A 23,092-nucleotide genomic window follows, 5' to 3' on the forward strand; every position below is an offset into this window, starting at 1 on the left:
GCTTTTCGTCAAGTAAACCCCGCGCGGCCGAAACACGGCCCGAAGTCGCCACCGCCAAACACAAAAAGAGGAGCGGCAGCCCACCCAGTGGGCCACCACCCCTCATCCACACGAGAGTAATCAGCTGTTCAGAATGGGCGGCTCGCTACTGTTCGAACTCGACCGCGGGAAAATCGACGGGAACGTCGAGCGCGATGTTGATGTAGTTCGTAAAGAGGTTGAGGCCGACCTGGGCGATGGTTTCGACGATTTGCTCGTCGCTCCATCCGTGCTCGCGAAGTGCCGGGATGGCATCGTCGCCCACTTCGCCCTGGTTTGCGACGAGCGTGTGCACGAACTGCAGCAGTGCGTCGACGCGGGGTTCATCGGAGTGCGCCCGCTGCGCCGTCTTGAGCTGCTCTTCGGTGAGCCCGGCCTGCGTGCCGAGGGCGGTGTGGGCCGCGAGGCAGTAGCTGCAGCTGTTGCGGTTGGCTACTGCGACGGCGATCTGCTCGGTGAGGGCAGCGCCGAGCGATCCGGTCGAGAAAGCTCCGAATGAGCCCCACATCGACTGCAGAGCGGCGGGTGAGTTGGCGACAACGCCGAACATATTCGGAACCGTCCCGAACGCCCCCTCGATCTTCGTAAGGTTTGACTTGACCGCGGCGCTCGCCTCGGCCACTGGAACAACGGGTATTCGTGCCATTGCTTCTCCTTCGTGACGTGAACACCGCTTCTGAAGCGGTGACTCCAGTCTCACAGCCACGTGTGGATGATTCGTGTCATATCACCCTCATTTCTTGCCCGATCGTCTCGACCTGGGTACTCTGGTCACATGCGCCCGCCCTTTGCCCCCAATGCGGATCACCCCATCGACCGCCTCGACGCCATGCTTCGGCGCTTCTCGGTTCGGGCGCAGCAGTTTCACGTGGGGCCGATGTGGGGCACTCGCCGGTTCGATCCGCGGCCGGGGCAGGGGTTTTTACATGTTCTGCGAGCCGGGCAGTTGACGCTCGTCGACGGGTCGGGGCGTGAGGCGCGCACGATCACCGAGCCGACCCTGCTCTTTTACCCGCGGGCCCACGAGCACGCGTTCGTCTCGCGGGAGCCAGGCGGGGTCGACCTCGCCTGTGCGACGCTCGAGTTCGACGGAGCTTCCACCCACCCGCTCGTCGCCACCATGCCCTCCCTCGTCACGGTGCCAACCGCGCATGTGCAGGGCCTCGAGCTCTCGCTCGAGCTGCTCTCGCAGGAGGCCGGCGAGGTGCAGTGTGGCCACCGCCACGTCGTCGACCGGGTGTTCGAGATCGTGCTGCTGAAGCTGCTGCGCCACCTGCTCGACCAGCCAGACCTCGCCGAGGCCCCGGTCGGCCTTATGCGCGGATTCTCCGACCCCCAGATCGCCCGCGCCCTCACCGCCGTGCACGAGCAGCCCGGCGCCGAGTGGAGCCTCGACTCCCTCGCCGAGACCGCCCACATGTCGCGCAGCGCTTTCTCGGCCCGGTTCCGCGAGCTTGTCGCTGTGCCTCCGCACGACTACCTCATCGACTGGCGCATGACGGTGGGCAAGCAGCTGCTCATGCGCGACTACTCGGTGGCACAGGTCGCCGCCGAGGTCGGCTACACGGGCAGCTCCTTCTCCCGGGTCTTCGCCCAGCGCGAGGGCCAGTCGCCGCGCGCCTGGCTCGACTCGCGCCGCGCACTCCTGCCCTAACCGGGTGCGGATCGGCCGTCCTGCCGCCCCACACGGGTCCTGCCGCCCCGCGCGCTCACCTCACCCAAATTGTTTGCACTTTTCGGCCGTTTTGGGTGCTTTTAGCCCCAAAAGTGCAAACAATTTGCCGAGCAGTGGCCGAGCGGAACCCGCGGTGCTCCCGGAACCCCGGAACCCCGGAACCTACGCCCCCGGCTTCTTTTCGACCTCGACGAACACGATCGTGTCGGTCGCGCCGCGGTTTTCGACACGGTGACGCGAGCCGGCCGGGCGGGTGTACGAGACGCCCGGCACGAGCTGCGCAACGAGCTCCTGGCCGTCAGCCTGCACGACGTGCATCGAGGCGGTGACAAGGGGAACCACCACATACTCGTACTCGTGCGTGTGCATGTCGATCACTCCGCCGGGCTCGATGGTCCACTTGATGACCCTGAAGTGCTCGTTGTCGAGTTGCGTTTCGCCGTGCGCCGTTGCCATGGAACGTGATACTCCTAAATGCTCGTGATCGTGAGCGGTTGTTTGCGCAGCGCGAAGGCCTGCACGATTGTGAAGACGCCGATCGCGAAGAGCACGAGGCCGATGAACACGGCCACGATCGTGAGCGCGACTGTGGGCCACACGAGGGTCACGACGCCAGCGGCGATCGTGGCGATTGAGGGCAGCAGCACCAGGGCTGATCCGCCGGCTCGCACCGCGATGAGTAGGCCGAGGGCGCCCATGAAGAGCAGGCCGAAGCCCAGAACGTTGATGATGACGGCGCTCGTGAACTGGGCGAAGACGATTGAGAGCACGCCGCCCACGACGAGCAGCAGGCCGCCGATGGTGCCGGCCGGGCCGCGCTGCAAGAGAAAAGCGCTCGCGCCAGACGCGATGAAGCTCGCGCCGATGATGAAGGCGAGCAGGTTCACCGGTGCCCACGGGAAGGCCATGAGGCCGATCGCGGTGAGGCAGCAGAGAATGCCGACCACGAGAAAGATCCACCATGAGACCTGACGCACTGCGATGCGGGGGCCTGGCATGCCAGACGGATCACCCGCGGGAAAAATTGGGCCTTGAGACATGGTTTCCTCCTCGACGTGCTCCCTCTATGGTAGCGCGCCCGGGCTTAGCGAATGAAGAGCAGCAGGCCCGCGACCGCGATGAAGAGGGCGCCGAACACGCGGTTCATGGTGCGCTCGCCACGGGCGGTGCGGCTGAAGCGCTGAAAGGGCTGTGCGGCCCCGGCGAAGAATCCCCACATGACGACGGTGTCGATCGCCATGACGGTCGTGATGAGAAAGAGGTACTGGCGGGCGATCGGTTCGCCGGGCACGATGAACTGCGGCAGGAACGCGAGAAAGAAGAGAATCGCTTTCGGGTTCAGCATATTGACCCAGAAGCCGCGGCTGATCATGCCCGCGGGCGAGCTGGCCGGTGCGGCGGGAGCTGGCGCGGGGGTCTCGGCAGTGATTTCATGCGGATCGGCCCCGGCCGCACCCGCGGGAACCGGCACGGGCTGCTCGGCCTTCACGGGCGCGAAGAACATGCGCAGGCCGAGGTAGGCGAGGTAGGCCGCGCCCGCATAGCGAATGATTTCGAAGATGAGCGGCGATCGTTGCACGATGACGCCGACGCCGGCGGCAACGATGATGACGTGGGCGACGAGTGCGAGCTGCTGCCCGAGCACGCCCCAGCCTGAGCGGCGCCATCCCACGGCGAGCGAGTTCGACATGGTGTTGATTGCACCGGCGCCCGGCGTCAGGCTAATGACGAGGCAGGCGGTAACGAGCGAGATCCAGAGACTCAGGGGCACCACCATATTCTACGGTGGCGGGCGGCCCCCTCGCACCGGGCTACAGCGCGAGCGACAGGTTGCCGACGCCCGTGAACTCGACGTGTTCGAGGCCCTGCCACGTGGCGGCGCGGCGAAGCAGCGTGACCGCGGCCTCTGGCGTGCGTTTCGGGGCGCGGGGCTCTTGCCAGGCGGCCTGCACCACGAGGGTGCTGCGGGCGCGGTCGGCCTTGAGGTCGATGCGGCCCACGAGCCTGCCGCCCACCATGAGCGGCAGGCAGTAGTAGCCGTACTGCCGTTTCTCTTTGGGGGTGTAAATCTCGATGCGGTAGTGAAAGTCGAAGAGGCGTTCGGCGCGCGGTCGAAACCAGCTGAGCGGATCGAACGGGGTGAGCAGCGCATCTGGCGCAATGCGCCCCACCGGCTGGGTGTCGCGGTGCATCCAGGCGGCGATTGGCTTGCCGCGCGAGTCGATCCACCCATCGACCGTGGCGGGTACGAGCGTGCCCTCAGCCTCGAGACGGGCGACGGCTGAGCGGGCGTCTTTGAGCGGCAGGCGGTGGTAGTCGGCGAGGTCGGCGAGTGTGCCGACGCCGAGGGCCCGCGAGGCGATCTCGACGAGCGTGGCCTGTGCCTCGTCACGCGGGGTCTCAGCGAGGGCATGGGCCGGCAGTTGCTCGCTCGCGAGCGCGTAGCGGCGCATGAAGCGCTCGCGGCCGGCGCTCACCACCTCGCCGGTGGCAAAGAGCATCTCGACGGCCTGCTTGGTTTCTGACCAGTCCCACCACTCGCCACGGTTCGCGCGCCCCTGGGGTTCGAGCTCGTTCACGAGTAGGGGGCCTTCGGTGGCGAGGCGCTCTCGGACGAAGTCGGCGCTCGCCGCGAGTGCGTCAAGCCGGCCGCGGGCGTGAAAGCGTTCGCGAAAGTCGTGCATGCGCCACGCGAAGAGGTGCCGGTCGGCGACGGGAATGAAGGCGGCCTCGTGAGCCCAGTACTCGGTGAAGTCGTCGTCGCGCCAGAGCCGCTGGTCGAGGGTGTCGTGCGAGTAGGCTCCGAGCCTTGAGAACGCCGGCATGTAGTGGCTGCGCGAGAAGACGTTGACCGAGTCAATCTGCAGCACGTGTAGGTGGCCCATGACGTCGTCGAGCGACCTCGTTCGGCCCCTGCCGAAGCCCTGTGCCGCGAGGGCGAGCGCGCGGGCCTCGGGCAGCGAGAGGCTCGTGGGGGAGCGGTGCGGGCCCGGCGTCATTGCGGCATCGGCCGCACGGTGAGGGTTTGCGATACCTGGCCGATGGGGCCCGCCTCGTCGTGCAGAATCGTCTGGGTGAGGCCGCGCCCGCCCGCGCCAAAGGTGACCCTCGTGTCGTAGCCGGCCCACTCGCTCACGGGCTCGCGCACGAGGCTCACGGTGAGGTCAAGGTTCGGGAACATGACGGCTGCGGGGTCTTCACGCGGGGTGAGCCCGTTCGCGGTGTCGATGACGCCGAGCATTCTCGCTGTGAACGACGAAGGCTCTGAATCGAGAATCGCAAAGCCAGCCCGGGCCCAGCCCCTCGCGCGACCGGGCTCCTCCTGGTCGCGGTAGGTCTCGATTGACCGCACGAACTCGCCCTTCCAGTCGTTCGAGTAGGCCCACGGCTGCATGGTGTCTCGCCCCGGCAGTGCCTCGAGCGCGGTGCCCTCGAGTGCACTCGTGTCGCTCGCCGAGAGCATCCAGGCCCTCGCGACGAGCGCGGCGCGGCCTCCGTGCGAGAGCGTCGCCTCGACAAGTTCAATGGTGCGGCCCGGGCGAACGACGCGCACGTCGACCTCGCAGACATCGAGGGGGATCACGCCGAGAATGTCGTAGGTCACTCGCGAGAGGGCGAGCGAGCCGCCGCGCCTGGCGTGATCCTGCTCGATGAGGTGGGCGAGGAGGCCCATGGGGGCTGCGATGTGCTGCTCGTCTGACTTCCATGCGCCGCCAACGAGTGGTGTTGCGGCGAACTCACGGGCTGAGACCCTCGTGAAATAACTCTGTGCTTCGGGCACGCTACCCCCTTTGGTGATTCAGGTTCTAGCGTAGCGGAGCGGGCCAGCCCCTCACGAAGCGTTCGATCGTCGCCGTTTCGTGAGGGTCGAGGTCGAAGTGCGCGAAGAGGGCGGGGTCGCTCCAGACTCGGTCGAGCGGCAGGTCTGGCACGAGGCGAAACACTGCCGGGGTGTTGTGCCGCGTGAGCCTTCGCCGGGCCACGAGAAAGCGAAAGAAGCGCGTGCGCATGTAGCCAACGAGGGAGCGCGCCTCGGTCGCTGAATCGCAGAGCGCCGCGACGAGGTAGTTCCCCGTGCAGGCCTCGCCCGGTGGCGAGACGAAGGGGCCAGGCGAGTCCCAGATCATGCGCGGGAAATCGCGATCGCCGCCGCTCGTTGCTTGGATGAGTACTTTCCAGCGGTCGATCCACCCCTCGCGTGCGTTGACCTCGTCGCGCGCGATCCATGCGACGCCGAGGTGGCTGTGCAGCGTGAGCGGGTGTTCGGGTCCCGGCTCTGGCTCACCGAGATAGCCGGCGACGAGGCCGAAGGGGTTGAGCGGGCCGACGCGGTGCTCGAATGAGGGGTAGCCGAGCGCGAGGGTCTTGCGCACGATGCACCGGGTACAGGGGGCGTTGACGAGGTCGGCGAACTCGGTGAGACGCTGCTGCTCGGCCAGGTGGTCTGGGGTTCCCGTGGCGACGCGGGTGGTCGTGCAGTGGTTCGGCTGGGGCGCGTTCCACAGCACGTGAACCAGGCTCTCCGTGGGCAGGTTGCCCGGGTCTTGGCTGGAGCGAATCATGGCGTTCTTTCTCGGGTCATCGGTGACTAGACATACCGATAGTGTACTGGTACCCGGTCGCTAATGCCCTGGTTCAAGTATCCGGGTGCCGAGACACTGTTAGGTATGCCCAGGGTTCCTTCACGCGCTGCCGAACACATCGGCCAGCTCATGCTCGAACAACGGCGCATGCGTGGCATGACCCAGGACGAGGTCGCGGCCGTGAGTGGCATCGACTCGTCGAACATTCGCGCCTACGAGCGGGGCCGTTCGATGCCGAACGTGCAGTCGCTCGTGCGGGTCGCCGACGCGCTCGACGTGCACCCCGGAGTGCTGCTTGAGGGGCTTACCCCGGCGATCTTCCGCGAACCGCGGTCGGCCGACGCTGCCACGCCACGCCGCGCATCCTGAGTGTTTGCTTTGTATACGATCGCTTACTGAGTTCGCGATCTGGGGCTAGGCGTGCCACGCTTAGTGGCGAGTGCGAGCGACCTGCTCGTGAGAGAGGGTGCAGCATGGGTGTTTGGGTTCGGCGTCAGGTCGCGAGACTCTTTTGGCTCTTCTCGCGGTGGCGCCTCGTGCCAGAGGCAAACCCGCACCATGGCCCCAGGCTGATGCTCGGCGCACCCCACACCTCAAACTTCGACTTTGTGCTCATGCTCGCGATCGCCTGGCGGGCGGGCCTCAAGGTTCGCTGGCTCGGTAAGCAGGAGCTGTTTAAGGGCATCGCGGGCCCGATCATGCGTGGCCTCGGCGGCATTCCCGTCGATCGCTCACGCCCCGAGGGCATCGTCGGCGAGGTCGTCGCGCTCGCCAAGGGCGACGCAGAGTTCGCCCTCGTCGTGACTCCTGAGGGTACCCGAAGCGGATCGTCGTGGCGCAGCGGCTTTTATCGCATCGCGTATCGCGCGGGCCTTCCCGTGACGATGGGCTTCGCCGATGGGTCGACTCGCAGCGCAGGCCTCGGACCCACGATCGAACTCACGGGTGACGTTGAAGCCGATATGTCTGTTATTCGAGAGTTCTACGCCGATAAGACCGGCGTGAAGCCTGAGCTACGTACCGAGCCCCGACTTCAGGATGAGGCGCGGTTGACGGCGTACCTGCGCGAGTCTCGAAACAACTGATTCCGTAGTAAATCTTCAACTTGACAACGGAATGGGTTGTCTTGATACACTTTTGCGTATGTAATGCGTAGATTGAAGGCCATTACGAGAGCCTTCCGCGGTACAGTTCAAACGGAGTGATAACGTGTCCATCTCGGGCCACACCGCTAACATCGCCTTACCCGCTCTTCAGCCGCGCTATTTCGAGTTGCACCCGACGCTTCGTCGAGTCACGTTCGTCGCCGGTTACGAGAGCCTGGGCGTGCTCTTCACCACCGTCGTCCTTTCTGGCCTGCTCGGCCACGGCGGCGGCTCATCGTTCACCACTGCGATTCTCGTGTCGACCGCAGCGACCATCTGGAACTACCTGTGGAACACCATCTTCGAGAGCCTCGAACGCCGCCGCGGGGCCACCTCGCGCGGGGTGCTCTCGCGCACGATCCACGCCATTGGTTATGAGGGTGGGGTGCTGTTCTTCACCGTTCCGATCGTCGCACTCATGCTGCACGTCTCGTTCCTCGAGGCGCTCGCTATTGAGGCCAGCCTGCTCGTCTTTTTTCTCGTGTTCACGGTCGTTTACACTTGGATGTTTGACGCAATCTTTGGTTTGCCCGCGTCGGTCACCGGCACACGCGTGGAGTAGCCGGCGAAAGGCCGCCCAGCCGCTACCATCAAGGTATGACGTTTGGTGGTAGAGGCGGTGGCGGCGGGGGTGGCCGTATCTCGTCGGCCGATGTCGCCAAGCAGAAGTCGCTGAACGAAGACGCCCCAGAGATTCCGGGCCTCGGCTCGCACATTGCGGCGCTCTTCAGGCCCTACAAGGCGCAGCTCATCGTCATCGCGGTGCTCGTGCTCGTGACTGCGGCGCTCGGGATCGTGCCCCCGCTCATCACGCAGCGCATCTTCGATGACGCGCTGTTTCCGGCCGGCGGCAGCCCGAGCCTCACGCTGCTCACCTGGCTCGTCGTCGCGATGATCGCCATCTTTTTCGTCTCGAGCAGCCTCGGTATCGTGCAAACGATCATCACCGCGAAGGTTGGCAACCGCGTCATGGGTGACCTGCGCGTGAAGCTCTTCACGCACCTCCAGGCCATGGAGCTCGGCTTCTTCACCCGCACGAAGACGGGCGTCATCCAGTCGCGCCTGCAAAACGATGTGGGTGGCGTCGCCAACGTACTCACGAACACCGTCTCAAACGTTGTCGGCAACACCGTCACCGTGATCGCCGCCTTCGTCGCGATGCTGCTACTCAGCTGGCAGCTCACCCTCATCGCGGTGCTCATCATGCCCGTGCTCGTCATCGCGCAGCGCCGCGTCGGCCAGGTGCGTGCGCGCATCGCGGGTCGCACGCAGGAGTCGCTCAGCGAAATGACCGCGATCACGCAAGAGACGCTCTCGATCTCGGGCGTGCTGCTCGCGAAGACGTTCTCGCAGCAGGGCGCCGAGACCGCGCGTTACTCGACCGAGAACGATCGCCAGATCGGCCTGCAGGTGAAGCTCACGATGAGCGGCCAGGTCTTCTTCGCCCTCGTACAGGTGTTCATGTCGGCCGTGCCCGCCATCGTGTACCTCGTCTCGGGCTTCCTCATCGCCCGCGCGCAGGGCCAGGGCTTCGACGCTGGCATCACCGCCGGAACGATCGTCGCATTCACGACCGTGCAGTCACGGCTGCTCTTTCCGATGATGGCCCTCATGCGCATCGCGCTTGACCTGCAAACCTCGAAGGCGCTCTTCGCGCGCATCTTCGAGTACCTGAACCTCACGCCGCGCATCGTCGAGGCAGCTGACGCGACGGCTCCCGACATGAGCCCACCCCGCGGCGGATCGGTCGAGTTCGACCACGTCACCTTTCGCTACGACGACACGAGCCCTGCCGAACGGCCCACGCTCGATGACGTCTCGTTCACGGTTGAGCCCGGCGAATTCGTCGCGATTGTCGGCCCCTCGGGATCGGGCAAGACCACCATCGGTTCGCTCGTGCCGAGACTCTACGATGTGAGCGACGGTTCCGTGCGCTTCAGCGGAACCGACGTGCGCGACCTCACCCTCTCAGGCCTCATGGACCAGATCGGCATGGTCACCCAGGAGTCTTATCTCTTTCACGGCACCATCGCCGAGAACCTGCGCTACGCAAAGCCAGAGGCCACCCAGGCCGAGCTCGAGGCAGCAGCGCGCATGGCCAACATTCACGACGCCATCGCCTCTTTCGCTGGCGGCTACGACACGGTCGTGGGTGAGCGCGGCTACCGCCTCTCTGGTGGCGAAAAGCAGCGCCTCGCGATCGCCCGGGTGCTGCTCAAAAACCCGCCGGTGCTCATTCTCGACGAGGCGACGAGTGCCCTCGACACCGTGAGCGAGCGCATCGTTCAGGGCGCCCTCGACGGTGCCCGCGAGGGCCGCACCACGATCGCCATCGCGCACCGCCTCTCGACCATCATTGACGCCGACCGCATTCTCGTCATCGACCGCGGCCGCCTCATCGAGCAGGGCACGCACGAGCAGCTGCTCGCGGCCGGCGGCGCGTACGCGGAGCTCTTCTCGCAGCAGGCGCTGTAGGAGCGGCGGCTCCCGCCGCCGTCGCTCCGGCTGCTGCCGCTCCCGCCGCGGTCGCCGTCACGCCGCCGCTCCCCGCGCCCGCCACCGCCGTTGTTTGCGTTTTTCCCGTTTACTTGACGAAAAGCAGGGTGAAACGACCAAAACACCCTGCTTTTCGTCAAGTAAACGGCCGCAGCCCCGTGCAAACACGGGAACAGTCCCGCTGCGCGCAAAAACGGCGAGCCTCATGCGCATGATGACACTGAAACCCAAGCAATAACCCGCAGGCCCCGAAACGGCGTGCGCCCAAGCCCGAAAAAGACCCCCGAATATGAGTACTCTCTGTGAACGCGGGGCAGCCACCGCCCGTCATGTTGACGCTTCAATTTAGGCGTGCCTATGATTGGAGTACCAATTAAAGGCAATTAGGTTGCTGTGTAATTTGGCGAAGCATATAACCAGCAGCTGACCTGCTGGTGCTGAACTCACAAGGCTCGGTGCCTCTCGATCAGTTGCGCTGTGAAAGAGGGGTTAACACCATGAAAGCTGCACGCTACTACGGTCGCGAAGATATTCGCATTGAAGACATTGAGCCCCAACCACTCGAGGCCGGTACGGTTCGCATTGACGTAGCCTGGACCGGCATTTGCGGTACTGACCTTCACGAGTACCTCGACGGCCCGATCTTCGTTCCCGAGCACGGGCACCCGCACCCCATCTCAGGTGAGTCGGCTCCCGTAACGCTCGGCCACGAGTTCTCGGGCGTCATTTCAGAGGTCGGCGAGGGCGTTTCAGACCTCGCTGTTGGCGATCACGTTGTCGTCGAGCCGTACATCATTCGTGACGACGTCAACACCGGTCCCGATTCGAACGACTACCACCTCTCTGACGACATGAACTTCATCGGCCTCGGCGGCCGTGGCGGTGGCCTCGCAGAGAACATCGTCGTGAAGCAGCGCTGGGTGCACAAGATCGATTCGTCGGTTGCCCTCGACGAGGCTGCCCTCATCGAGCCGCTCTCGGTCGCTTACCACGCCGTCAAGCGTTCGGGCGTGACCGCTGGCCAGACCGCACTCGTTGGTGGCGCTGGCCCCATCGGCCTGCTCACCGCAGCGGTACTGAACGCGCTCGGCGTGAAGGTTATCGTCTCAGAGCTCTCATCGCTTCGCCGCCAGAAGGCACTTGACGCGGGCGTCGCCGACATAGCGCTGAACCCCGCAGAGGTCGACGTTGTCGCAGAGGTTAAGAAGCTCACCGATGGCAAGGGCGCTGATGTTGCGTTCGAGGCCACCTCGGTTCAGGTCGTTTTCGACACGCTCATGGACGCCGTGCGCCCAACCGGCGTTATCGTCGTCATCTCGATCTGGGGCAAGCCTGCAACCTTCGACATGCACAAGCTCGTCATGAAGGAGATCGATGTTCGCGGCACGATCGGGTACGTGAACTCGCACCCTGACACCATCGCGCTTGTCGAGTCGGGCAAGATCGACCTCAAGCCGTTCATCACCGGCAAGATTGCGCTCGAAGATCTCGTCGACGAGGGCTTCAACACCCTCATCAACCACAACGAGACCGCAGTGAAGATTCTCGTTTCGCCAACGGGCAAGGGTCTCTAGACCATACGCATTAAGCAGGGCCGGGGGCGAACCTCGGCCCTGCTTTTTCGTTTCCTACGCGCGTTCGCCGGGCCCAGCCGCGCCGCGACTACTCGTCAGTTTCGCCGTGCCCTGGCTGCGAGACGTAGATCGCGTCGGTCGCGGGCCTGCCGAGCGTGATGGTCTCGCCGTGCTCCTTGCCGTCTTCGGCAACGTGCGTGACGGTGATGGTGCTCGAGTAGGGGGCGCCCTCGGTGACGCGCAAGAGTGAGCCGACCGTGATCTTGCACTCGTCGCAGTGCAGGAGCAGCGCGGGGTCGTCGTCGGCGATACGCTCGACGCACACGGTCGCCGGCAGCGGAACGATGCTGAGCTGCGTCGCCTGCGGCATGAGCAGCTTGCCGTCGGCCGTGGGAATAGGATCACCGTGCGGATCCCTCACGGGGTGCCCGAGGAGCACGTCGATCCGCTCGATCATGAGGTCGCTCACCGCATGCTCGAGGTGTTCGGCTTCGTCGTGAACTTCGTCCCAGCCGTACCCGAGAACCTGCACGAGAAAGGTCTCGATGAGGCGATGCCTGCGCACCATTTGGAGGGCGTAGGCGTGGCCGAGTTCGGTGAGCTGTACCGAGCCGTAGGGGGTGTGATTCACGAGCCCCTGGGCAGCGAGTTTTCGAATGCCCTCGCTAACGGTCGACATGCGAAGGCCGAGGCGTTCTGCAATGATAGACGCGGTGATGGGTGCGTCTGACCATTCGGCACTCGCCCACACGACCTTGAGATAGTTTTGAGCACTGGTGGTGAGCTCTGAAAGTGTCATGCCCCCTATTGTTACAGACCGGTTGCATTCTCACACGGGGCGATACAAACGGGGCGAGAACTTCTATGATGAAAGTCACACGTGAGAAGGGTGAGGATGCCCTTTTCGGGTCGAAAGGACGACGATCAATGAAGATTCGCTACGCACTCCCAGCGATCACCGCCGCACTGCTACTCACCCTCACGGGCTGCGTTAATAACGCCGAAGGTGAGGGCGACGAGAAAGCCCCTCAGGCCGAGGGCATTCAGCCCGATAAGGCAGCGGTTGAGCTGCTGCCAGACGACGTGAAAGATTCGGGCGTGCTGACCATCGGCACCGACGCCGAGTATCCTCCGAACGAGTACAAGGACGCCCAGGGTAAGCCCACGGGCTGGGGCGTTGACCTCGCGAACGCGGTCGCGGCGAAGCTCGGCCTTGAGCCTGAGTGGGAGATGCTCGGGTTCGACAGCATCATTCCTCGTATTCAGGAGGGCGCGCTGAACCTCGGTTCTTCGTCGTTCACCGATACGCTCGAGCGCCAGAAGTCGGTTGACTTCGTGAACTATCTCGATGCCGGTAGCCAGTGGGCTGCGCCGGTTGACTCTGACGTTGATCCCGAGAACGCGTGCGGTCTCACCGTCGCGGTTCAGAGTGGCACGGTACAGCACCTCACCGAGCTCGTTGAGCGCAATGAGCAGTGCAAGGCCGACGGTAAAGATCCGATCGAGGTGCTGCCCTACGACGGTCAGCCCGAGGTGACCCAGGCCGTGATCAACGGCCAGGCTGACGCTTTCTCGGCTGACTCACCCGTGACTGGTAACGCTGTTGCGAAGAGCGATGGCGCGCTTGAACTCGTTGGCGAGCTCTTTGACGCGGCACCGTACGGCTTCGCGACGCAGATCGACAGCGACATGACGAAGGCGGTTCAGGCCGCGCTGCAGTCACTCATTGATGACGGCACATACCTGAAGATTCTGACCAACGCCGGTATTGAGTCGGGAGCCCGTGACGAGGCGACCGTCAACGCCGGCAACGAGTAGGCCGAAGAGGCCCTAGGCAACCATGTCTGACTCGACTCCTCGGGCTGCGGGACGACCGGTCTCGCAGCCCGACGAAATCCCCATGGCCGAACCGATCGAAGCGATCAAGCTGAAGCACCCGTGGCGCAACGTGTTTGCGGTCGTGCTCGTGATCATCGTCGGGCTGTTCATCTACGATGCGGCGTTTAACCGCCCCGTGTATAACTGGCCCGAGGTTGGCAAGTACCTCTTTGACACCCGCGTGGTCTCGGCGATCGGCTATACGCTGCAGCTCACGATCTACTCGATGATCATCGCGATCGTGCTTGGCGTGAGCCTCGCCGTGATGCGTATGTCGCCAAACCCCGTCGTGAAATCGGTCGCGTGGGTGTACCTCTGGATTTTCCGCGGTACCCCGGTGTACGTGCAGCTGACGTTCTGGGGCATGATCGGCGTCATCTACAAGACGATCGACATCGGCATTCCCTTCACCGAGCCGCTCGCGCAGATCGTGACGAAAGACCTGCTGAGCTACTTCACCCTCGCGGTGATTGGACTCGCGCTGAACGAGGCGGCCTACATGGCCGAGATCGTTCGCGCCGGTCTGCTCGCGGTCGATAAGGGGCAAGAGGAAGCCTCGACCGCGCTCGGTCTCGGGTGGTGGCACACGATGACCCGCGTCATTTTGCCCCAGGCAATGCGCGTCATCATTCCACCCACGGGCAATGAGGTGATCTCAATGCTCAAGACCACCTCGCTCGTGACGGCGGTGCCCTTCACCCTCGAGCTGTACACCCGCACCAGAGACATCGCGGGTGTCACCTATCAACCGGTGCCCATGCTCATCGTGGCCTCGGTCTGGTACCTCGTGATCACCTCGGTGCTCATGGTTGGCCAGTACTTCCTCGAGAAGCACTATTCGAAGGGCCACGGCGTGCGCCAGGAGGTCATGAAGCCGACGGTTGAGACGCAGACCATTACGGTGGCCGGCATCGAAGACCCGGCCGGTCCGAAGCACGGTGAGAGAGAAGGTGGCGATCGTGGTTAATGAGCAACAGCCGGTTCCCATGGTGTTGGCCGAGGGCATCTCAAAGAGTTTCGGCTCGAACCTCGTGCTGCGCTCGATCTCGCTTGAGGTGGCTCGCGGTGAGGTGCTCTGCCTCGTGGGCCCCTCGGGCTCCGGCAAATCGACGTTCCTGCGCTGCATTAACCACCTCGAAACGGTGAACGCAGGTCGGCTCATGGTCGATGGCCAGGTGGTGGGCTACCGCGAGAAGGGCGACAAGCTCTACGAGATGCACCCGAAGGAGGCGGCGAAGCAGCGCCGTGACATCGGCATGGTGTTTCAGCGCTTCAACCTGTTTCCGCACATGACGGCCCTTGAGAATGTCATGCTCGCGCCGAGCCTCCTCGGCAAGGGCAACAAGGCACAGCTCAAGGCGAAGGCGATGGAACTGCTTGCACGCGTGGGCCTCGCCGATCGCTACGATCACTACCCGGCGCACCTCTCTGGCGGCCAGCAGCAGCGCGTTGCGATCGCCCGCGCCCTCGCGATGGAGCCGAAGCTCATGCTCTTCGACGAGCCCACTTCGGCGCTCGACCCCGAGCTCGTGGGCGAGGTGCTCGACGTCATGAAGGGCCTCGCCGAGAGCGGCATGACGATGATCGTCGTAACACACGAGATGGGCTTCGCTCGCGAGGTCGCCGACAAACTCGTGTTCATGGATGGCGGCGTCGTCGTCGAGGCCGGCGACCCAGCCGAGGTGCTCTCGAACCCGCAGCGGGAACGCACGAAGGCGTTCCTCTCGAAGGTCCTGTAGCGGGCAACAATGAGCGAGAGGCGGATCGCGCTGGCCTGATGGCCGCGTGATCCGCCTCTCGTCTGTTTCGGCGTTGAGCCGAACGCGCTAGGCGTTGACGCCCAGGTCGCGCTTGATCTTGGTGGTCGAGATGCCCTCGGTGCGATCGAGGTACATGACGTCGCAGTAGTCGGTGAGAATCTCGAAGCGGGGGTCGCCCTCCCAGTCGCCGCCCATGACGACCATGTCGATCTCGTACTTTTGCACGTCGTTGATCTTCTGATCCCACGCGTCTTCAGGGATGACGAGGTCGACGTAGCGCACGGCCTCGAGCATCGCCTTGCGCGTCTCGAAGTCGTGGTAGGTGCGCTTGCCCTTGCCCTCGTTGAACTCTTCGGTCGAGAGCGCTACGACGAGGTAGTCGCCCTGAGCTTTGGCGCGCTGCAGCAGCCTGATGTGACCCCAGTGCAGTAGATCGTAGGTGCCGTACGTGAGAACTCGTTTCATGGCCTCTAGTGTAAGCGTTTTTTGCTGACAAAACCGGTGAACGGCGAAGAAGCGTTAGGTGAGACGGCGCTATTTGAGGCTTGCGAGCAGCTCGGGGGTCATCTCGTCGCCGTCGATGACGCGCTCAATGTACTTGCGCAAGATGACGAGCTCGCCCGGGCCGGGGTTGATTTGCGCGGCGATAAAGCGGTCGGTGCGAATCATGCGGAGTGCCTCGAGCGCGGGGGTGAGCACACCCTTCGGGTCGACGCCCTTGCGCCCGCTCGATGGCGCCTGGGCGAGGCGCAGCGCCTCCATCGAGGTGAAGAGTGGCAGCACGAGCTGGCCCTTGGTCGACCGGGTCGTGCGAATGCGAATGCCCTGCTTCTTCGAGTTCTTCGGCGCCCCGGTCACGTCGACGAAGAGGTACCCCTCGCGAAGCGTGTTCAGGAAGGCCGCGAGACGGTCGTAGTTTGGCGCTTCGATGAGCGTCGCGTGCGCGGTTTCGACGGGCTCGTTGACGTAGTCGGCTGAGACGTCGTCGGGCAGTTCTGGTGCAGACATGGGGTCTAGCTTAGTCGTTGCCGCTGACGTCGTCGAAGTCGTTCGCCCTAGGGCTTCGCGCGGGGCTCTGGCTCGTCGATTCCGCGGGCCTCGAGCGCCTCGCCGAGCAGTCTCGCGTGCAATACCGAGCGGATCACGAGCGGGGTCGCGTAGGCCCGGAGGTTGCGTTCGAGGCCGCGCGCGCGGGCAGCCGCCCGGGTCTCGTGGGCGATCTCGAAGAGGGTGGGAATGGCCCTCAGCGTGAGTGAAAAGGCGAGGGCGATGCGCTCGGGGTTGACGCCGAGCGGGGTGAGCGGGGTGAGCGCCCAGGTAATCGTGGCGACCATGTCGTCTGACCGGGTGGTCTGGGTGACGATGGTGCTCGCGATGATGAGCGCGATGAGGGAGCCCACTACCGTGAAGGCCTCTTCGACGCCGCGCTGCCAGGTATTGAAGGCGAACAGGAGCACGGCGACGATGGCAAAGCCGCGAATGGTGCGCATGAAGTCGGCGAAGGGCAGCCGTGCGAGCACGATGAGCGCGAGCATGAGTGCGAGGGCCGCTCCCGTGGCCCAAGCGTTGTGGAGCAACATGAGCGCGACCGCGAGCACGATGAGCGAGAGCAGTTTCGCCCCGGGGCGCATGCGGTGCAGCGGCGAGGTTCCGGGGTGGTAAACGCCGATGGGGCTCCAGGTCACGACTCGACCTCGTCGATGCTCGCGCGGTAGAAGTCGATCGCCTCGGCCGGGGCGCCGTCAAACGCGACCCTGCCTGACTCGATGACGAGGGTGCGCTCGCAGCGTGCCGCGAGTTCGAGCTCGTGGGTGGCGACGACGACCTGTTGGTCGAGGCTCATGAGGCGGTTGCCGATGAGCCTGCTGTTGCGCAGGTCAAGCAGGGTTGTGGGCTCGTCGGCGACGAGAACTTTGGGGCCTGACGCGAGCACGCTCGCGAGCGCGAGCAGCTGCTGCTGGCCGCCAGAGAGAGTGTGCACGCTCTGTTCTTCGCGACCGGAAAGGCCGTAATCATCGAGCACTCGCGAGACCGCGGCGGCGCGCTCAGCCTTGCGCGGGATGATCCGCTTGAGTGAGAGCGCAATGTCTTCGGCGACGGTCGGCATGACGATCTGGGCCCTGGGGTCGGTGAACATGAACCCCACGCGGCTGCGTACCGCACGGCCATCGGCGACGGTCTCGAAGGTGCCCTCGTCGGTGGTGAGCGTCACGGTTCCGCTCGTGGGCGTCACGAGTCCGTTGATGAGGCGCGCGATGGTCGACTTGCCGGAGCCGTTGGCCCCGATGAGTGAGACGCGCTGCTCGCTGAGTGTGAGTGACAGCGGGTGCACGATGACTTTGTCATCACCATGCACCCGCACCGTCACGTTGTCGAACGTAATCACGCGGTAAGGCTACTCGGTTTCGGCCGTTGCGCGGGCCGCCTTTGCGGCGCGGGGTGCGCGCTTGCCCCTTGCGAGGTCGGGGAATGCGCGCAGTACCGCGGTCGCGACGAAGGCGGCGAGCACGGTTTTGATGATGTCGCCGGGGGTGAAGGTGAGGTTCAGCATGAATGCTTCGGGAACCGTCATGCCTGCTCGCCACGCGAGGCCAGCGATGCCGAGGGGGTACATGAAGACGATGTTGGCGATCATGCCAGAGGCTGCGATCCATGCGACCTGCGTGGCAACCTTCTTCTGTGAGAAGCGGTGCACGAGGTAGCCCGTGAGTGCCGCGGCAAAGGGCATTGCGACGAGGTAGCCTGCCGATGCACCGGCGAAGGGTGCGAGACCGGCAGAGCCGTTGGCAAACACGGGAATGCCGATGGCGCCGACCATGAGGTAGAGCAGCACGGTGAGGAAGCCCCGCTTTGCGCCGAGAACGGCGCCCGCGAGCAGCACTCCGAAGGTCTGCAGGGTGATGGGTACGAGGCCGCCGATGGTGATGGCCGGCAGGATTGCGCACACCGAGATGAGCGCCGCGAAGGTCGCGATGAGGGCGATGTCGGCGGTCGTGGTGGCGCCTTTTCGTGCGGCAGCTCGTGCGCTGGTGGGCGACGGGGTGCTACCCGCTTCACTGTGGGTCATGAGTTCTCCATTGCTGTTGGCGAAGAGCAGGGCCGGGTGGGCGCCTGTCACAAGAGTACAGATTATGCGAGATCGCCTCGCGCATATATGTATCTTTCGTTAACGGTTTTCGGGAAAATGATGTGGGAACCACACTAAGGTGGCGGCGAAACCCTACAACGTATACGATTTATGTGGTGCGCACCACGCGCCAAACCCCGCGAGCAGCATAAAGGAGCGCCGCCGTGCTTGACGATACAACCATTGATGCCATTGCCGATGAACTCGCCGAGGCTGACCGAAGTCGCGGGGTGGTACCACTGCTCACCGCACGCTACGAGGGCATGACCATTGAAGACTCGTACGAGATTCAGAAGCGCTGGTCTGACCGCCGCATCGCCGAGGGCGCCCGGCTTGTGGGCCACAAGATCGGCCTCACCTCAAAGGTCATGCAGGTGGCAACGGGCATCACTGAACCCGACTACGGCGTGATCCACGACGATATGGTCTTTGAATCGGGCGCGGTACTGCCCTTCGACCGCTTCTCGAACGTGCGCATCGAGGTCGAGCTCGCGTTCGTGCTGGGCAAGCCGCTTCAGGGGCCGAACGTCACGATCTTCGACGTGCTCAACGCAACCGACTACGTCGTTCCCGCCCTTGAGGTGCTCAACTCGCACATCGAGATGCAGGGGCGCACGATCGTCGACACGATCAGCGACAATGCCGCAATGGGGGCCATGGTGATTGGCGGCCGCCCCGTGAAGGTCGACGACCACGACCTGCGCTGGGTCGCGGCGCTCCTGTACCGCAACGAAACCATTGAAGACTCTGGCGTTGCCGGGGCGGTGCTGGGCCACCCGGCCATGGGCGTCGCCTGGCTCGCGAACAAGCTCGCGCACCACGGTCAGTCGCTTGAGGCTGGCGAGATCATTCTTGCGGGCTCTTTCACACGACCCATGTGGGTTGAGCGCGGCGATACCGTGCACGCCGACTACGGCGAGCTGGGATCGATCACCTGCCGCTTCGCCTGACGAAGGCGCTGCGAGACCCCACTGAAAAGCGGGCAAGAATTTGTTCTGAAAAACGTATATGATTCTGAGTTTTCCGCTATTATGGCGATAACTCAGTGGGGTACCTCTCGAGCCAAAGACGTCGTGAAGGGGAAATCGTGGCACGCTCACATAATGTTCATAAGCAGACTACACGCGCGCAGAGTTTTGACGAATTTCGCAACGCTATTTCGTCATCGTTCGTTCCCCTCGTGACGCAGAGCCCCGAGAAAGCCGGTTTTCGCGGGAGGCTCGCGACGACCGAGATCGACCGCCTCGCATTCACCGAGATCAACGCCAACGCCCACAGCGTTGAGCGCACCCCCGAACTCATCAACGCCGGTGGGGGAGGCTACTACAAGCTCAGCATCATGCTCGCCGGCACGAGCGTGCTCATTCAGGACAACCGTGAGCTCGTGCTCCAGGCGGGCGATATCGCGATTTACGACACGAGCAGGCCCTACTCGCTCATGTTTGGCGAAGAGTTTCGCAACTACGTCGTGATGATGCCGAAAGATCTGGTCGATCTGCCGCAGGAGCTCGTGGGCGAGCTCACGGCGTCGCGCCTGCCGGCGAACACGCACACCGGAGCCCTCGTCTCGCAGTTTCTCTTGCAGGTGCCGCAGTCGTGCGCGCAAACGCCGAGCGTCGTGAACAGCCGCCTCGCGCACACCTCGGCCGACCTCGTCGAGACGTTGCTCACCCTCGCCCTCGGCACTGAACGGCTCGAGCAAAACCCGCACCAGGCGCTCTTGCGCAAGATCCGCGATTTTATCGAGCACAATCTCGGCCTGCCCGACCTCTCGCCGGCCCACATAGCTGCCGCGCACTACATCTCGACGCGGCACCTGCACGGCCTCTTCCAGACGCAGGGCATGACGGTTTCGGCCTACATTCGCACGAGAAGGCTCGAGCTGTGCCGCCAGGACCTCATGAACCCGATGTATGCCGACCGGCCCATTTCGCAGGTGGCCAGCCGGTGGGGCTTCGTCGACGCGGCGCACTTCAGCAGAGTCTTTCGTGCACAGTTCAACGCCTCGCCGAGCGAGATTCGCAGCGAGCTGTAAAAGTCCCAGCACCACCCCTTTTGGTGCATCGCGGCGGTACTCAACCTCTCTTTACACTGAAGTTGTACCTGGCGAAATGCCCACATATCAAGGAGGAATTACTGTGAGCAACTACGATGCACTGTTCGTGAAAGACATGCCGAATATCGGCGGCGACTTCAAAAACGAGGGCGATGCCGCGGGCCTGCCAACGCCCACCAACACAGGCGAGCCGCTCGGCCTCATGCACAAGGGAATCGTGCCGCAGAGCAAGATTCACATGTCGCACACGTGGATCTTTGAGACCGACGAGCCGCAGCACTGGGTCAACGAGCACGAGCACGACTACGACGAGATCTTGATCTGGACGGGAACCGACCCCGACAACCCCGAAGATCTCGGTGCCGAGCTCTACATGGACATCGAGGGTGTGCGCCACACGGTCACCACCTCAGGCTCGGTGTACATTCCCGCAGGCACCCGCCACTGCCCGCTCGGGTTCACGAAGGTCACTCGCCCCTTCAACTTCAGCGCGCTGTCGCTGAACGCTGACTACACCTCAGACGAGAACGAGGGCCTCGTCGAGCAGATGAAGGCGGCCAAGGGCGAGTAATCGCTCACGAACACGGTCTGGAATACATTGAAGCCCCGGCAGGTTTTCCTGCCGGGGCTTCGTTCTGCGTGGGCGGCTGTGAGCCGAGCGCGCTACTTGTAGGTCGGGGCGAGCGAGAGCGCGCTGAACCGGAAGGGGCGCGTCACCTTGTTCCACCCGAGGGGGCAGTGCACGGTTCCCGCGGGAATGTACACCGAGCCCGAAGTCGTGATGATGTGGCGTTCGCCCTCGATCTCCATGTAAATTTCGGCGCCGAGGTCGCGTGGGTCATCGGGGTTCGAGCCGGTCCAGATCAAGATCTCGTCGTAGTCGTGCACGTGCGGGTTGACCCAGTAGGCCTCTTCGTCTGATTCGTGAATCCAGATGTGCGACATGTTGATCTTGCTCTCGGGCACCTGCAGTGCGCTCATGAGCCAGAAGCCCTCGCCGAGGTTCTTGGGGTCGTCAAGGCCGGCGGCCTCGCCCTCGTTCGACATTGCGCCCTTGGTGATGACCGTGAGGTCAGTAAAGAGGTGCTGGTATTCGCTGGTCATAGCGGTTCCTTTCTTCGTTGAAAATGTGCGGATCATGAGAAGTCTGTGGCTCGGCTTGTCCCGCGCGGCTCGTGCCTAGACGCGTTTGTGCCAGGTCGACAGTAGCGGCCGGTAGCCCATGCGGCACCAGAACGGGCCGGAGCGGGGGTTCAGCGCCGCGTAGCCGAGGAGGCCGCGCTCGATGCCGGCCTCGTGCGTGAGTGCGTGCGCGAAGAGGGTGACCGATTCGCCGACGCGTGAACCGCGGGCGCTCGGGCGCAGGTACATGGCCTGAATGTACGCGATGCGACCGCCGGGGGCGAGCGTTGCGACGTGTCGGGGCTCGTCGATCTCGAGGCTCAGGTAGCCAATGGGGGCACCCTCGTGCTCGATGATCCACGTCCACTCGGGGTGCTTCGTCAGGCGCGTCTGGATGCCCCCCTGGAGGTGTCGGCCGGCGCCCTCGCGCAGTGAGACCCCGCCGTGCTGCGAGTCGTGCGTGAGCAGTTCGACGTCCATCTCGGCAATGAGCCCCGCGTCGCTGGCGGCAGCCTGTCGCAGCGTGATGCCCTGCGCCGCAAGGGCGTCGAGGTGCTGGGCGGGGTCGCCTGGGGCGCTGTGGCTGCGCACGCCGGTGACGCTCGTGACGCTAAAGCCGCGGTCGAGCATCGTTTGCACGATTGCCGAGTCGCGGCTCGGCAGCGTGATCTCGCAGGCGCGCTCGCGCGTGAGGGTCCCGGTGAACTGGGGCATGCTCCACTCGATCCACTGGTCGATAATGTCGCCGGCCGCGGCCTTGCTCGCGCCCCGTAGGAGCGTGAGCTGCGAGGTCTCGAGGGCTCCCCAGAGCGCACCGAAGTCGTTCGGGTGGTTTGCCGTGAAGGTGGCAGCGCCGAGGGTCGTCTCATCATGTTCGGTCGAGAACCAAGCGTCGGCGGCGAGCGGGGCAGAGGCGGCTGCGAGCTGCGCATCGACCTGGGCGGTGTAGGCGTTTGAGGCCTCAAGTGCACGCTCGAGGCTGCGCTCATCGGGTGCGGTTGCGGTCGTTGCCACGTGCCCTCCTAGTGGTGCGTTCTGGTATCTATCTGCGAGGCTATCCCGTTCACTTCGGCGTGTCTTGACTCACGATGAACAGCAGTTGTTTGTTGGGGTATGACGGGCCAAACGGGTAGCGATCAAGGCCCCTCAGTGGTGAGTATGGTTCGGAGACCAGAGTCTTTCGTGCACGAGCACGGCTACAGTCAAAGGAGATGGAGACGCAGTGAGTAATCGAGATATCGTGGCCGCACATTACGCGGCCGGTGAACGAGGCGACGTGCCCGCGATGATCGCGAATTTTCGTGATGATATTCGCTGGGTAGAGGCGGCGGGGTTTCCGTTGGCGGGACTGTACATCGGCAAGACCACGGTGGTTGATCACGTGTTTCAGGTGCTCAACGCTGAATGGCAGGGGTTTGGCATGCACCCCGAAGAGATCATCGAAGAGGGCGACCGGGTCATTGTGATCGGGCGCTATATTGCGACGCACCGCGGCACCGGGAGGGCCCTGAACGCGCGCACGATTCACCTCTGGAATTTTGACGCAGGCCGCATCGCAAGTTTTGAACAACTCACCGACACGCTTCTCGTAGCCGAGGCGCGGAGGCCGGTGGCAACTATGAACACGGGAGTGTGAA

General features: G+C 64.1%; 28 protein-coding genes. 13 read left to right on the forward strand and 15 right to left on the reverse strand.

Going from position 1 to position 23,092, the window contains the following annotated elements:
• Window positions 1-145: 145 nt before the first annotated feature.
• A complete protein-coding gene (locus tag JSO19_RS07750) occupies window positions 146-685 on the reverse strand; it encodes a carboxymuconolactone decarboxylase family protein (protein WP_270910838.1) in 540 nt (179 codons plus the stop codon).
• A 129-nt stretch (window positions 686-814) separates the two neighbouring features.
• Between JSO19_RS07750 and JSO19_RS07755 the strand changes: the two genes are divergently transcribed.
• A complete protein-coding gene (locus tag JSO19_RS07755) occupies window positions 815-1,693 on the forward strand; it encodes a helix-turn-helix transcriptional regulator (protein WP_270910839.1) in 879 nt (292 codons plus the stop codon).
• A 183-nt stretch (window positions 1,694-1,876) separates the two neighbouring features.
• On the opposite strand, the gene JSO19_RS07760 is transcribed toward JSO19_RS07755, so the two are convergent.
• From JSO19_RS07760 to JSO19_RS07785, 6 genes are read right to left on the reverse strand one after another with little or no spacing between them, the layout of a single operon-like run.
• Window positions 1,877-2,170 (reverse strand): cupin domain-containing protein, encoded by a 294-nt coding sequence (locus tag JSO19_RS07760; protein ID WP_270910840.1) that lies wholly within the window; start codon window positions 2,168-2,170, stop codon window positions 1,877-1,879.
• A gap of 14 nt (window positions 2,171-2,184) precedes the next feature.
• The gene (locus JSO19_RS07765; RefSeq protein WP_270910841.1) at window positions 2,185-2,754 is read right to left on the reverse strand and encodes a DUF308 domain-containing protein; all 570 of its coding nucleotides are present in this window, start codon (window positions 2,752-2,754) and stop codon (window positions 2,185-2,187) included.
• Between the two features lie 44 nt (window positions 2,755-2,798).
• On the reverse strand, window positions 2,799-3,491 hold the full coding sequence (locus JSO19_RS07770; RefSeq protein ID WP_333735144.1) for a LysE family translocator: 693 nt from the start codon (window positions 3,489-3,491) through the stop codon (window positions 2,799-2,801).
• A 34-nt stretch (window positions 3,492-3,525) separates the two neighbouring features.
• Entirely contained in the window at window positions 3,526-4,713 is a 1,188-nt protein-coding gene (locus tag JSO19_RS07775; RefSeq protein ID WP_270910843.1) for a winged helix-turn-helix domain-containing protein, read from the reverse strand.
• Window positions 4,710-5,495, reverse strand: a complete 786-nt coding sequence (locus tag JSO19_RS07780; RefSeq protein WP_270910845.1) for a thioesterase family protein — start codon at window positions 5,493-5,495, stop codon at window positions 4,710-4,712. Before JSO19_RS07780 ends, JSO19_RS07775 begins: the two co-directional genes overlap by 4 nt.
• A gap of 25 nt (window positions 5,496-5,520) precedes the next feature.
• Entirely contained in the window at window positions 5,521-6,276 is a 756-nt protein-coding gene (locus JSO19_RS07785; RefSeq protein WP_270910846.1) for a hypothetical protein, read from the reverse strand.
• Between the two features lie 105 nt (window positions 6,277-6,381).
• Between JSO19_RS07785 and JSO19_RS07790 the strand changes: the two genes are divergently transcribed.
• The 5 genes from JSO19_RS07790 (at window position 6,382) to JSO19_RS07810 (ending at window position 11,512) form a co-directional block, all read left to right on the forward strand.
• A complete protein-coding gene (locus JSO19_RS07790; protein WP_270910847.1) occupies window positions 6,382-6,666 on the forward strand; it encodes a helix-turn-helix domain-containing protein in 285 nt (94 codons plus the stop codon).
• A gap of 104 nt (window positions 6,667-6,770) precedes the next feature.
• Window positions 6,771-7,382: a 1-acyl-sn-glycerol-3-phosphate acyltransferase gene (locus tag JSO19_RS07795; protein ID WP_270910848.1), complete on the forward strand. Its 612-nt coding sequence runs from the start codon at window positions 6,771-6,773 to the stop codon at window positions 7,380-7,382.
• 124 nt (window positions 7,383-7,506) lie between these two features.
• Complete coding sequence (locus tag JSO19_RS07800) at window positions 7,507-8,004, forward strand: PACE efflux transporter (protein WP_270910849.1); 498 nt, start codon at window positions 7,507-7,509, stop codon at window positions 8,002-8,004.
• 35 nt (window positions 8,005-8,039) lie between these two features.
• A complete protein-coding gene (locus JSO19_RS07805) occupies window positions 8,040-9,917 on the forward strand; it encodes an ABC transporter ATP-binding protein (protein WP_270910850.1) in 1,878 nt (625 codons plus the stop codon).
• 518 nt (window positions 9,918-10,435) lie between these two features.
• On the forward strand, window positions 10,436-11,512 hold the full coding sequence (locus JSO19_RS07810; protein ID WP_270910851.1) for a 2,3-butanediol dehydrogenase: 1,077 nt from the start codon (window positions 10,436-10,438) through the stop codon (window positions 11,510-11,512).
• Window positions 11,513-11,600: 88 nt separating this feature from the next.
• Here the strand turns inward: JSO19_RS07810 and JSO19_RS07815 are convergent, their stop codons facing one another.
• On the reverse strand, window positions 11,601-12,311 hold the full coding sequence (locus JSO19_RS07815) for a metal-dependent transcriptional regulator (RefSeq protein ID WP_270910852.1): 711 nt from the start codon (window positions 12,309-12,311) through the stop codon (window positions 11,601-11,603).
• A gap of 128 nt (window positions 12,312-12,439) precedes the next feature.
• Between JSO19_RS07815 and JSO19_RS07820 the strand changes: the two genes are divergently transcribed.
• The 3 genes from JSO19_RS07820 to JSO19_RS07830 are packed head-to-tail and all read left to right on the forward strand — an operon-like array spanning window position 12,440 to window position 15,129.
• Window positions 12,440-13,330 (forward strand): ABC transporter substrate-binding protein, encoded by an 891-nt coding sequence (locus tag JSO19_RS07820; RefSeq protein WP_270910853.1) that lies wholly within the window; start codon window positions 12,440-12,442, stop codon window positions 13,328-13,330.
• Between the two features lie 22 nt (window positions 13,331-13,352).
• Window positions 13,353-14,357: an amino acid ABC transporter permease gene (locus JSO19_RS07825; protein WP_442915683.1), complete on the forward strand. Its 1,005-nt coding sequence runs from the start codon at window positions 13,353-13,355 to the stop codon at window positions 14,355-14,357.
• Window positions 14,358-14,376: 19 nt separating this feature from the next.
• Window positions 14,377-15,129 (forward strand): amino acid ABC transporter ATP-binding protein, encoded by a 753-nt coding sequence (locus JSO19_RS07830; RefSeq protein ID WP_270912120.1) that lies wholly within the window; start codon window positions 14,377-14,379, stop codon window positions 15,127-15,129.
• Between the two features lie 87 nt (window positions 15,130-15,216).
• Here the strand turns inward: JSO19_RS07830 and tagD are convergent, their stop codons facing one another.
• The 5 genes from tagD to JSO19_RS07855 all read right to left on the reverse strand — a co-directional run bounded on the left by tagD (window position 15,217) and on the right by JSO19_RS07855 (window position 18,217).
• Window positions 15,217-15,615: a glycerol-3-phosphate cytidylyltransferase gene (gene tagD, locus JSO19_RS07835; protein ID WP_270910855.1), complete on the reverse strand. Its 399-nt coding sequence runs from the start codon at window positions 15,613-15,615 to the stop codon at window positions 15,217-15,219.
• 69 nt (window positions 15,616-15,684) lie between these two features.
• Window positions 15,685-16,158, reverse strand: a complete 474-nt coding sequence (locus tag JSO19_RS07840; protein WP_270910856.1) for an SseB family protein — start codon at window positions 16,156-16,158, stop codon at window positions 15,685-15,687.
• A gap of 47 nt (window positions 16,159-16,205) precedes the next feature.
• Window positions 16,206-16,835, reverse strand: coding sequence for an energy-coupling factor transporter transmembrane component T family protein (locus JSO19_RS07845; protein WP_270910857.1), 630 nt, complete (start codon window positions 16,833-16,835; stop codon window positions 16,206-16,208).
• Window positions 16,832-17,536: an energy-coupling factor ABC transporter ATP-binding protein gene (locus JSO19_RS07850; RefSeq protein WP_270910858.1), complete on the reverse strand. Its 705-nt coding sequence runs from the start codon at window positions 17,534-17,536 to the stop codon at window positions 16,832-16,834. Before JSO19_RS07850 ends, JSO19_RS07845 begins: the two co-directional genes overlap by 4 nt.
• A 9-nt stretch (window positions 17,537-17,545) precedes the next feature.
• Entirely contained in the window at window positions 17,546-18,217 is a 672-nt protein-coding gene (locus tag JSO19_RS07855) for a biotin transporter BioY (RefSeq protein ID WP_270910860.1), read from the reverse strand.
• Between the two features lie 224 nt (window positions 18,218-18,441).
• Between JSO19_RS07855 and hpaH the strand changes: the two genes are divergently transcribed.
• The 3 genes from hpaH (at window position 18,442) to JSO19_RS07870 (ending at window position 20,904) form a co-directional block, all read left to right on the forward strand.
• A complete protein-coding gene (hpaH, locus tag JSO19_RS07860; RefSeq protein WP_270910862.1) occupies window positions 18,442-19,227 on the forward strand; it encodes a 2-oxo-hept-4-ene-1,7-dioate hydratase in 786 nt (261 codons plus the stop codon).
• A 137-nt stretch (window positions 19,228-19,364) separates the two neighbouring features.
• A complete protein-coding gene (locus tag JSO19_RS07865) occupies window positions 19,365-20,312 on the forward strand; it encodes a helix-turn-helix domain-containing protein (protein ID WP_270910864.1) in 948 nt (315 codons plus the stop codon).
• A gap of 103 nt (window positions 20,313-20,415) precedes the next feature.
• Window positions 20,416-20,904: a hypothetical protein gene (locus JSO19_RS07870; protein WP_270910865.1), complete on the forward strand. Its 489-nt coding sequence runs from the start codon at window positions 20,416-20,418 to the stop codon at window positions 20,902-20,904.
• 92 nt (window positions 20,905-20,996) lie between these two features.
• Here the strand turns inward: JSO19_RS07870 and JSO19_RS07875 are convergent, their stop codons facing one another.
• Both JSO19_RS07875 and JSO19_RS07880 read right to left on the reverse strand, forming a co-directional pair.
• Window positions 20,997-21,437, reverse strand: coding sequence for a hypothetical protein (locus tag JSO19_RS07875; protein WP_270910867.1), 441 nt, complete (start codon window positions 21,435-21,437; stop codon window positions 20,997-20,999).
• Between the two features lie 75 nt (window positions 21,438-21,512).
• Window positions 21,513-22,469: a GNAT family N-acetyltransferase gene (locus JSO19_RS07880; protein WP_270910869.1), complete on the reverse strand. Its 957-nt coding sequence runs from the start codon at window positions 22,467-22,469 to the stop codon at window positions 21,513-21,515.
• Between the two features lie 208 nt (window positions 22,470-22,677).
• Between JSO19_RS07880 and JSO19_RS07885 the strand changes: the two genes are divergently transcribed.
• Window positions 22,678-23,091, forward strand: coding sequence for a nuclear transport factor 2 family protein (locus tag JSO19_RS07885; protein ID WP_270910870.1), 414 nt, complete (start codon window positions 22,678-22,680; stop codon window positions 23,089-23,091).
• Window position 23,092: the final 1 nt, after the last annotated feature.

The organism is Leucobacter sp. UCMA 4100 (assembly GCF_027853335.1).
Lineage (GTDB): Bacteria > Actinomycetota > Actinomycetes > Actinomycetales > Microbacteriaceae > Leucobacter_A.

Bases quoted from the DNA above. Each gene is read 5' to 3' on its own strand.
- JSO19_RS07750 (WP_270910838.1), bottom strand. From the start codon at position 685: ATGGCACGAATACCCGTTGTTCCAGTGGCCGAGGCGAGCGCCGCGGTC.
- JSO19_RS07755 (WP_270910839.1), top strand. From the start codon at position 815: ATGCGCCCGCCCTTTGCCCCCAATGCGGATCACCCCATCGACCGCCTC.
- JSO19_RS07760 (WP_270910840.1), bottom strand. From the start codon at position 2,170: ATGGCAACGGCGCACGGCGAAACGCAACTCGACAACGAGCACTTCAGG.
- JSO19_RS07765 (WP_270910841.1), bottom strand. From the start codon at position 2,754: ATGTCTCAAGGCCCAATTTTTCCCGCGGGTGATCCGTCTGGCATGCCA.
- JSO19_RS07770 (WP_333735144.1), bottom strand. From the start codon at position 3,491: ATGGTGGTGCCCCTGAGTCTCTGGATCTCGCTCGTTACCGCCTGCCTC.
- JSO19_RS07775 (WP_270910843.1), bottom strand. From the start codon at position 4,713: ATGACGCCGGGCCCGCACCGCTCCCCCACGAGCCTCTCGCTGCCCGAG.
- JSO19_RS07785 (WP_270910846.1), bottom strand. From the start codon at position 6,276: ATGATTCGCTCCAGCCAAGACCCGGGCAACCTGCCCACGGAGAGCCTG.
- JSO19_RS07790 (WP_270910847.1), top strand. From the start codon at position 6,382: ATGCCCAGGGTTCCTTCACGCGCTGCCGAACACATCGGCCAGCTCATG.
- JSO19_RS07795 (WP_270910848.1), top strand. From the start codon at position 6,771: ATGGGTGTTTGGGTTCGGCGTCAGGTCGCGAGACTCTTTTGGCTCTTC.
- JSO19_RS07805 (WP_270910850.1), top strand. From the start codon at position 8,040: ATGACGTTTGGTGGTAGAGGCGGTGGCGGCGGGGGTGGCCGTATCTCG.
- JSO19_RS07810 (WP_270910851.1), top strand. From the start codon at position 10,436: ATGAAAGCTGCACGCTACTACGGTCGCGAAGATATTCGCATTGAAGAC.
- JSO19_RS07815 (WP_270910852.1), bottom strand. From the start codon at position 12,311: ATGACACTTTCAGAGCTCACCACCAGTGCTCAAAACTATCTCAAGGTC.
- JSO19_RS07820 (WP_270910853.1), top strand. From the start codon at position 12,440: ATGAAGATTCGCTACGCACTCCCAGCGATCACCGCCGCACTGCTACTC.
- JSO19_RS07825 (WP_442915683.1), top strand. From the start codon at position 13,353: ATGTCTGACTCGACTCCTCGGGCTGCGGGACGACCGGTCTCGCAGCCC.
- JSO19_RS07830 (WP_270912120.1), top strand. From the start codon at position 14,377: ATGGTGTTGGCCGAGGGCATCTCAAAGAGTTTCGGCTCGAACCTCGTG.
- tagD (WP_270910855.1), bottom strand. From the start codon at position 15,615: ATGAAACGAGTTCTCACGTACGGCACCTACGATCTACTGCACTGGGGT.
- JSO19_RS07840 (WP_270910856.1), bottom strand. From the start codon at position 16,158: ATGTCTGCACCAGAACTGCCCGACGACGTCTCAGCCGACTACGTCAAC.
- JSO19_RS07855 (WP_270910860.1), bottom strand. From the start codon at position 18,217: ATGACCCACAGTGAAGCGGGTAGCACCCCGTCGCCCACCAGCGCACGA.
- JSO19_RS07875 (WP_270910867.1), bottom strand. From the start codon at position 21,437: ATGACCAGCGAATACCAGCACCTCTTTACTGACCTCACGGTCATCACC.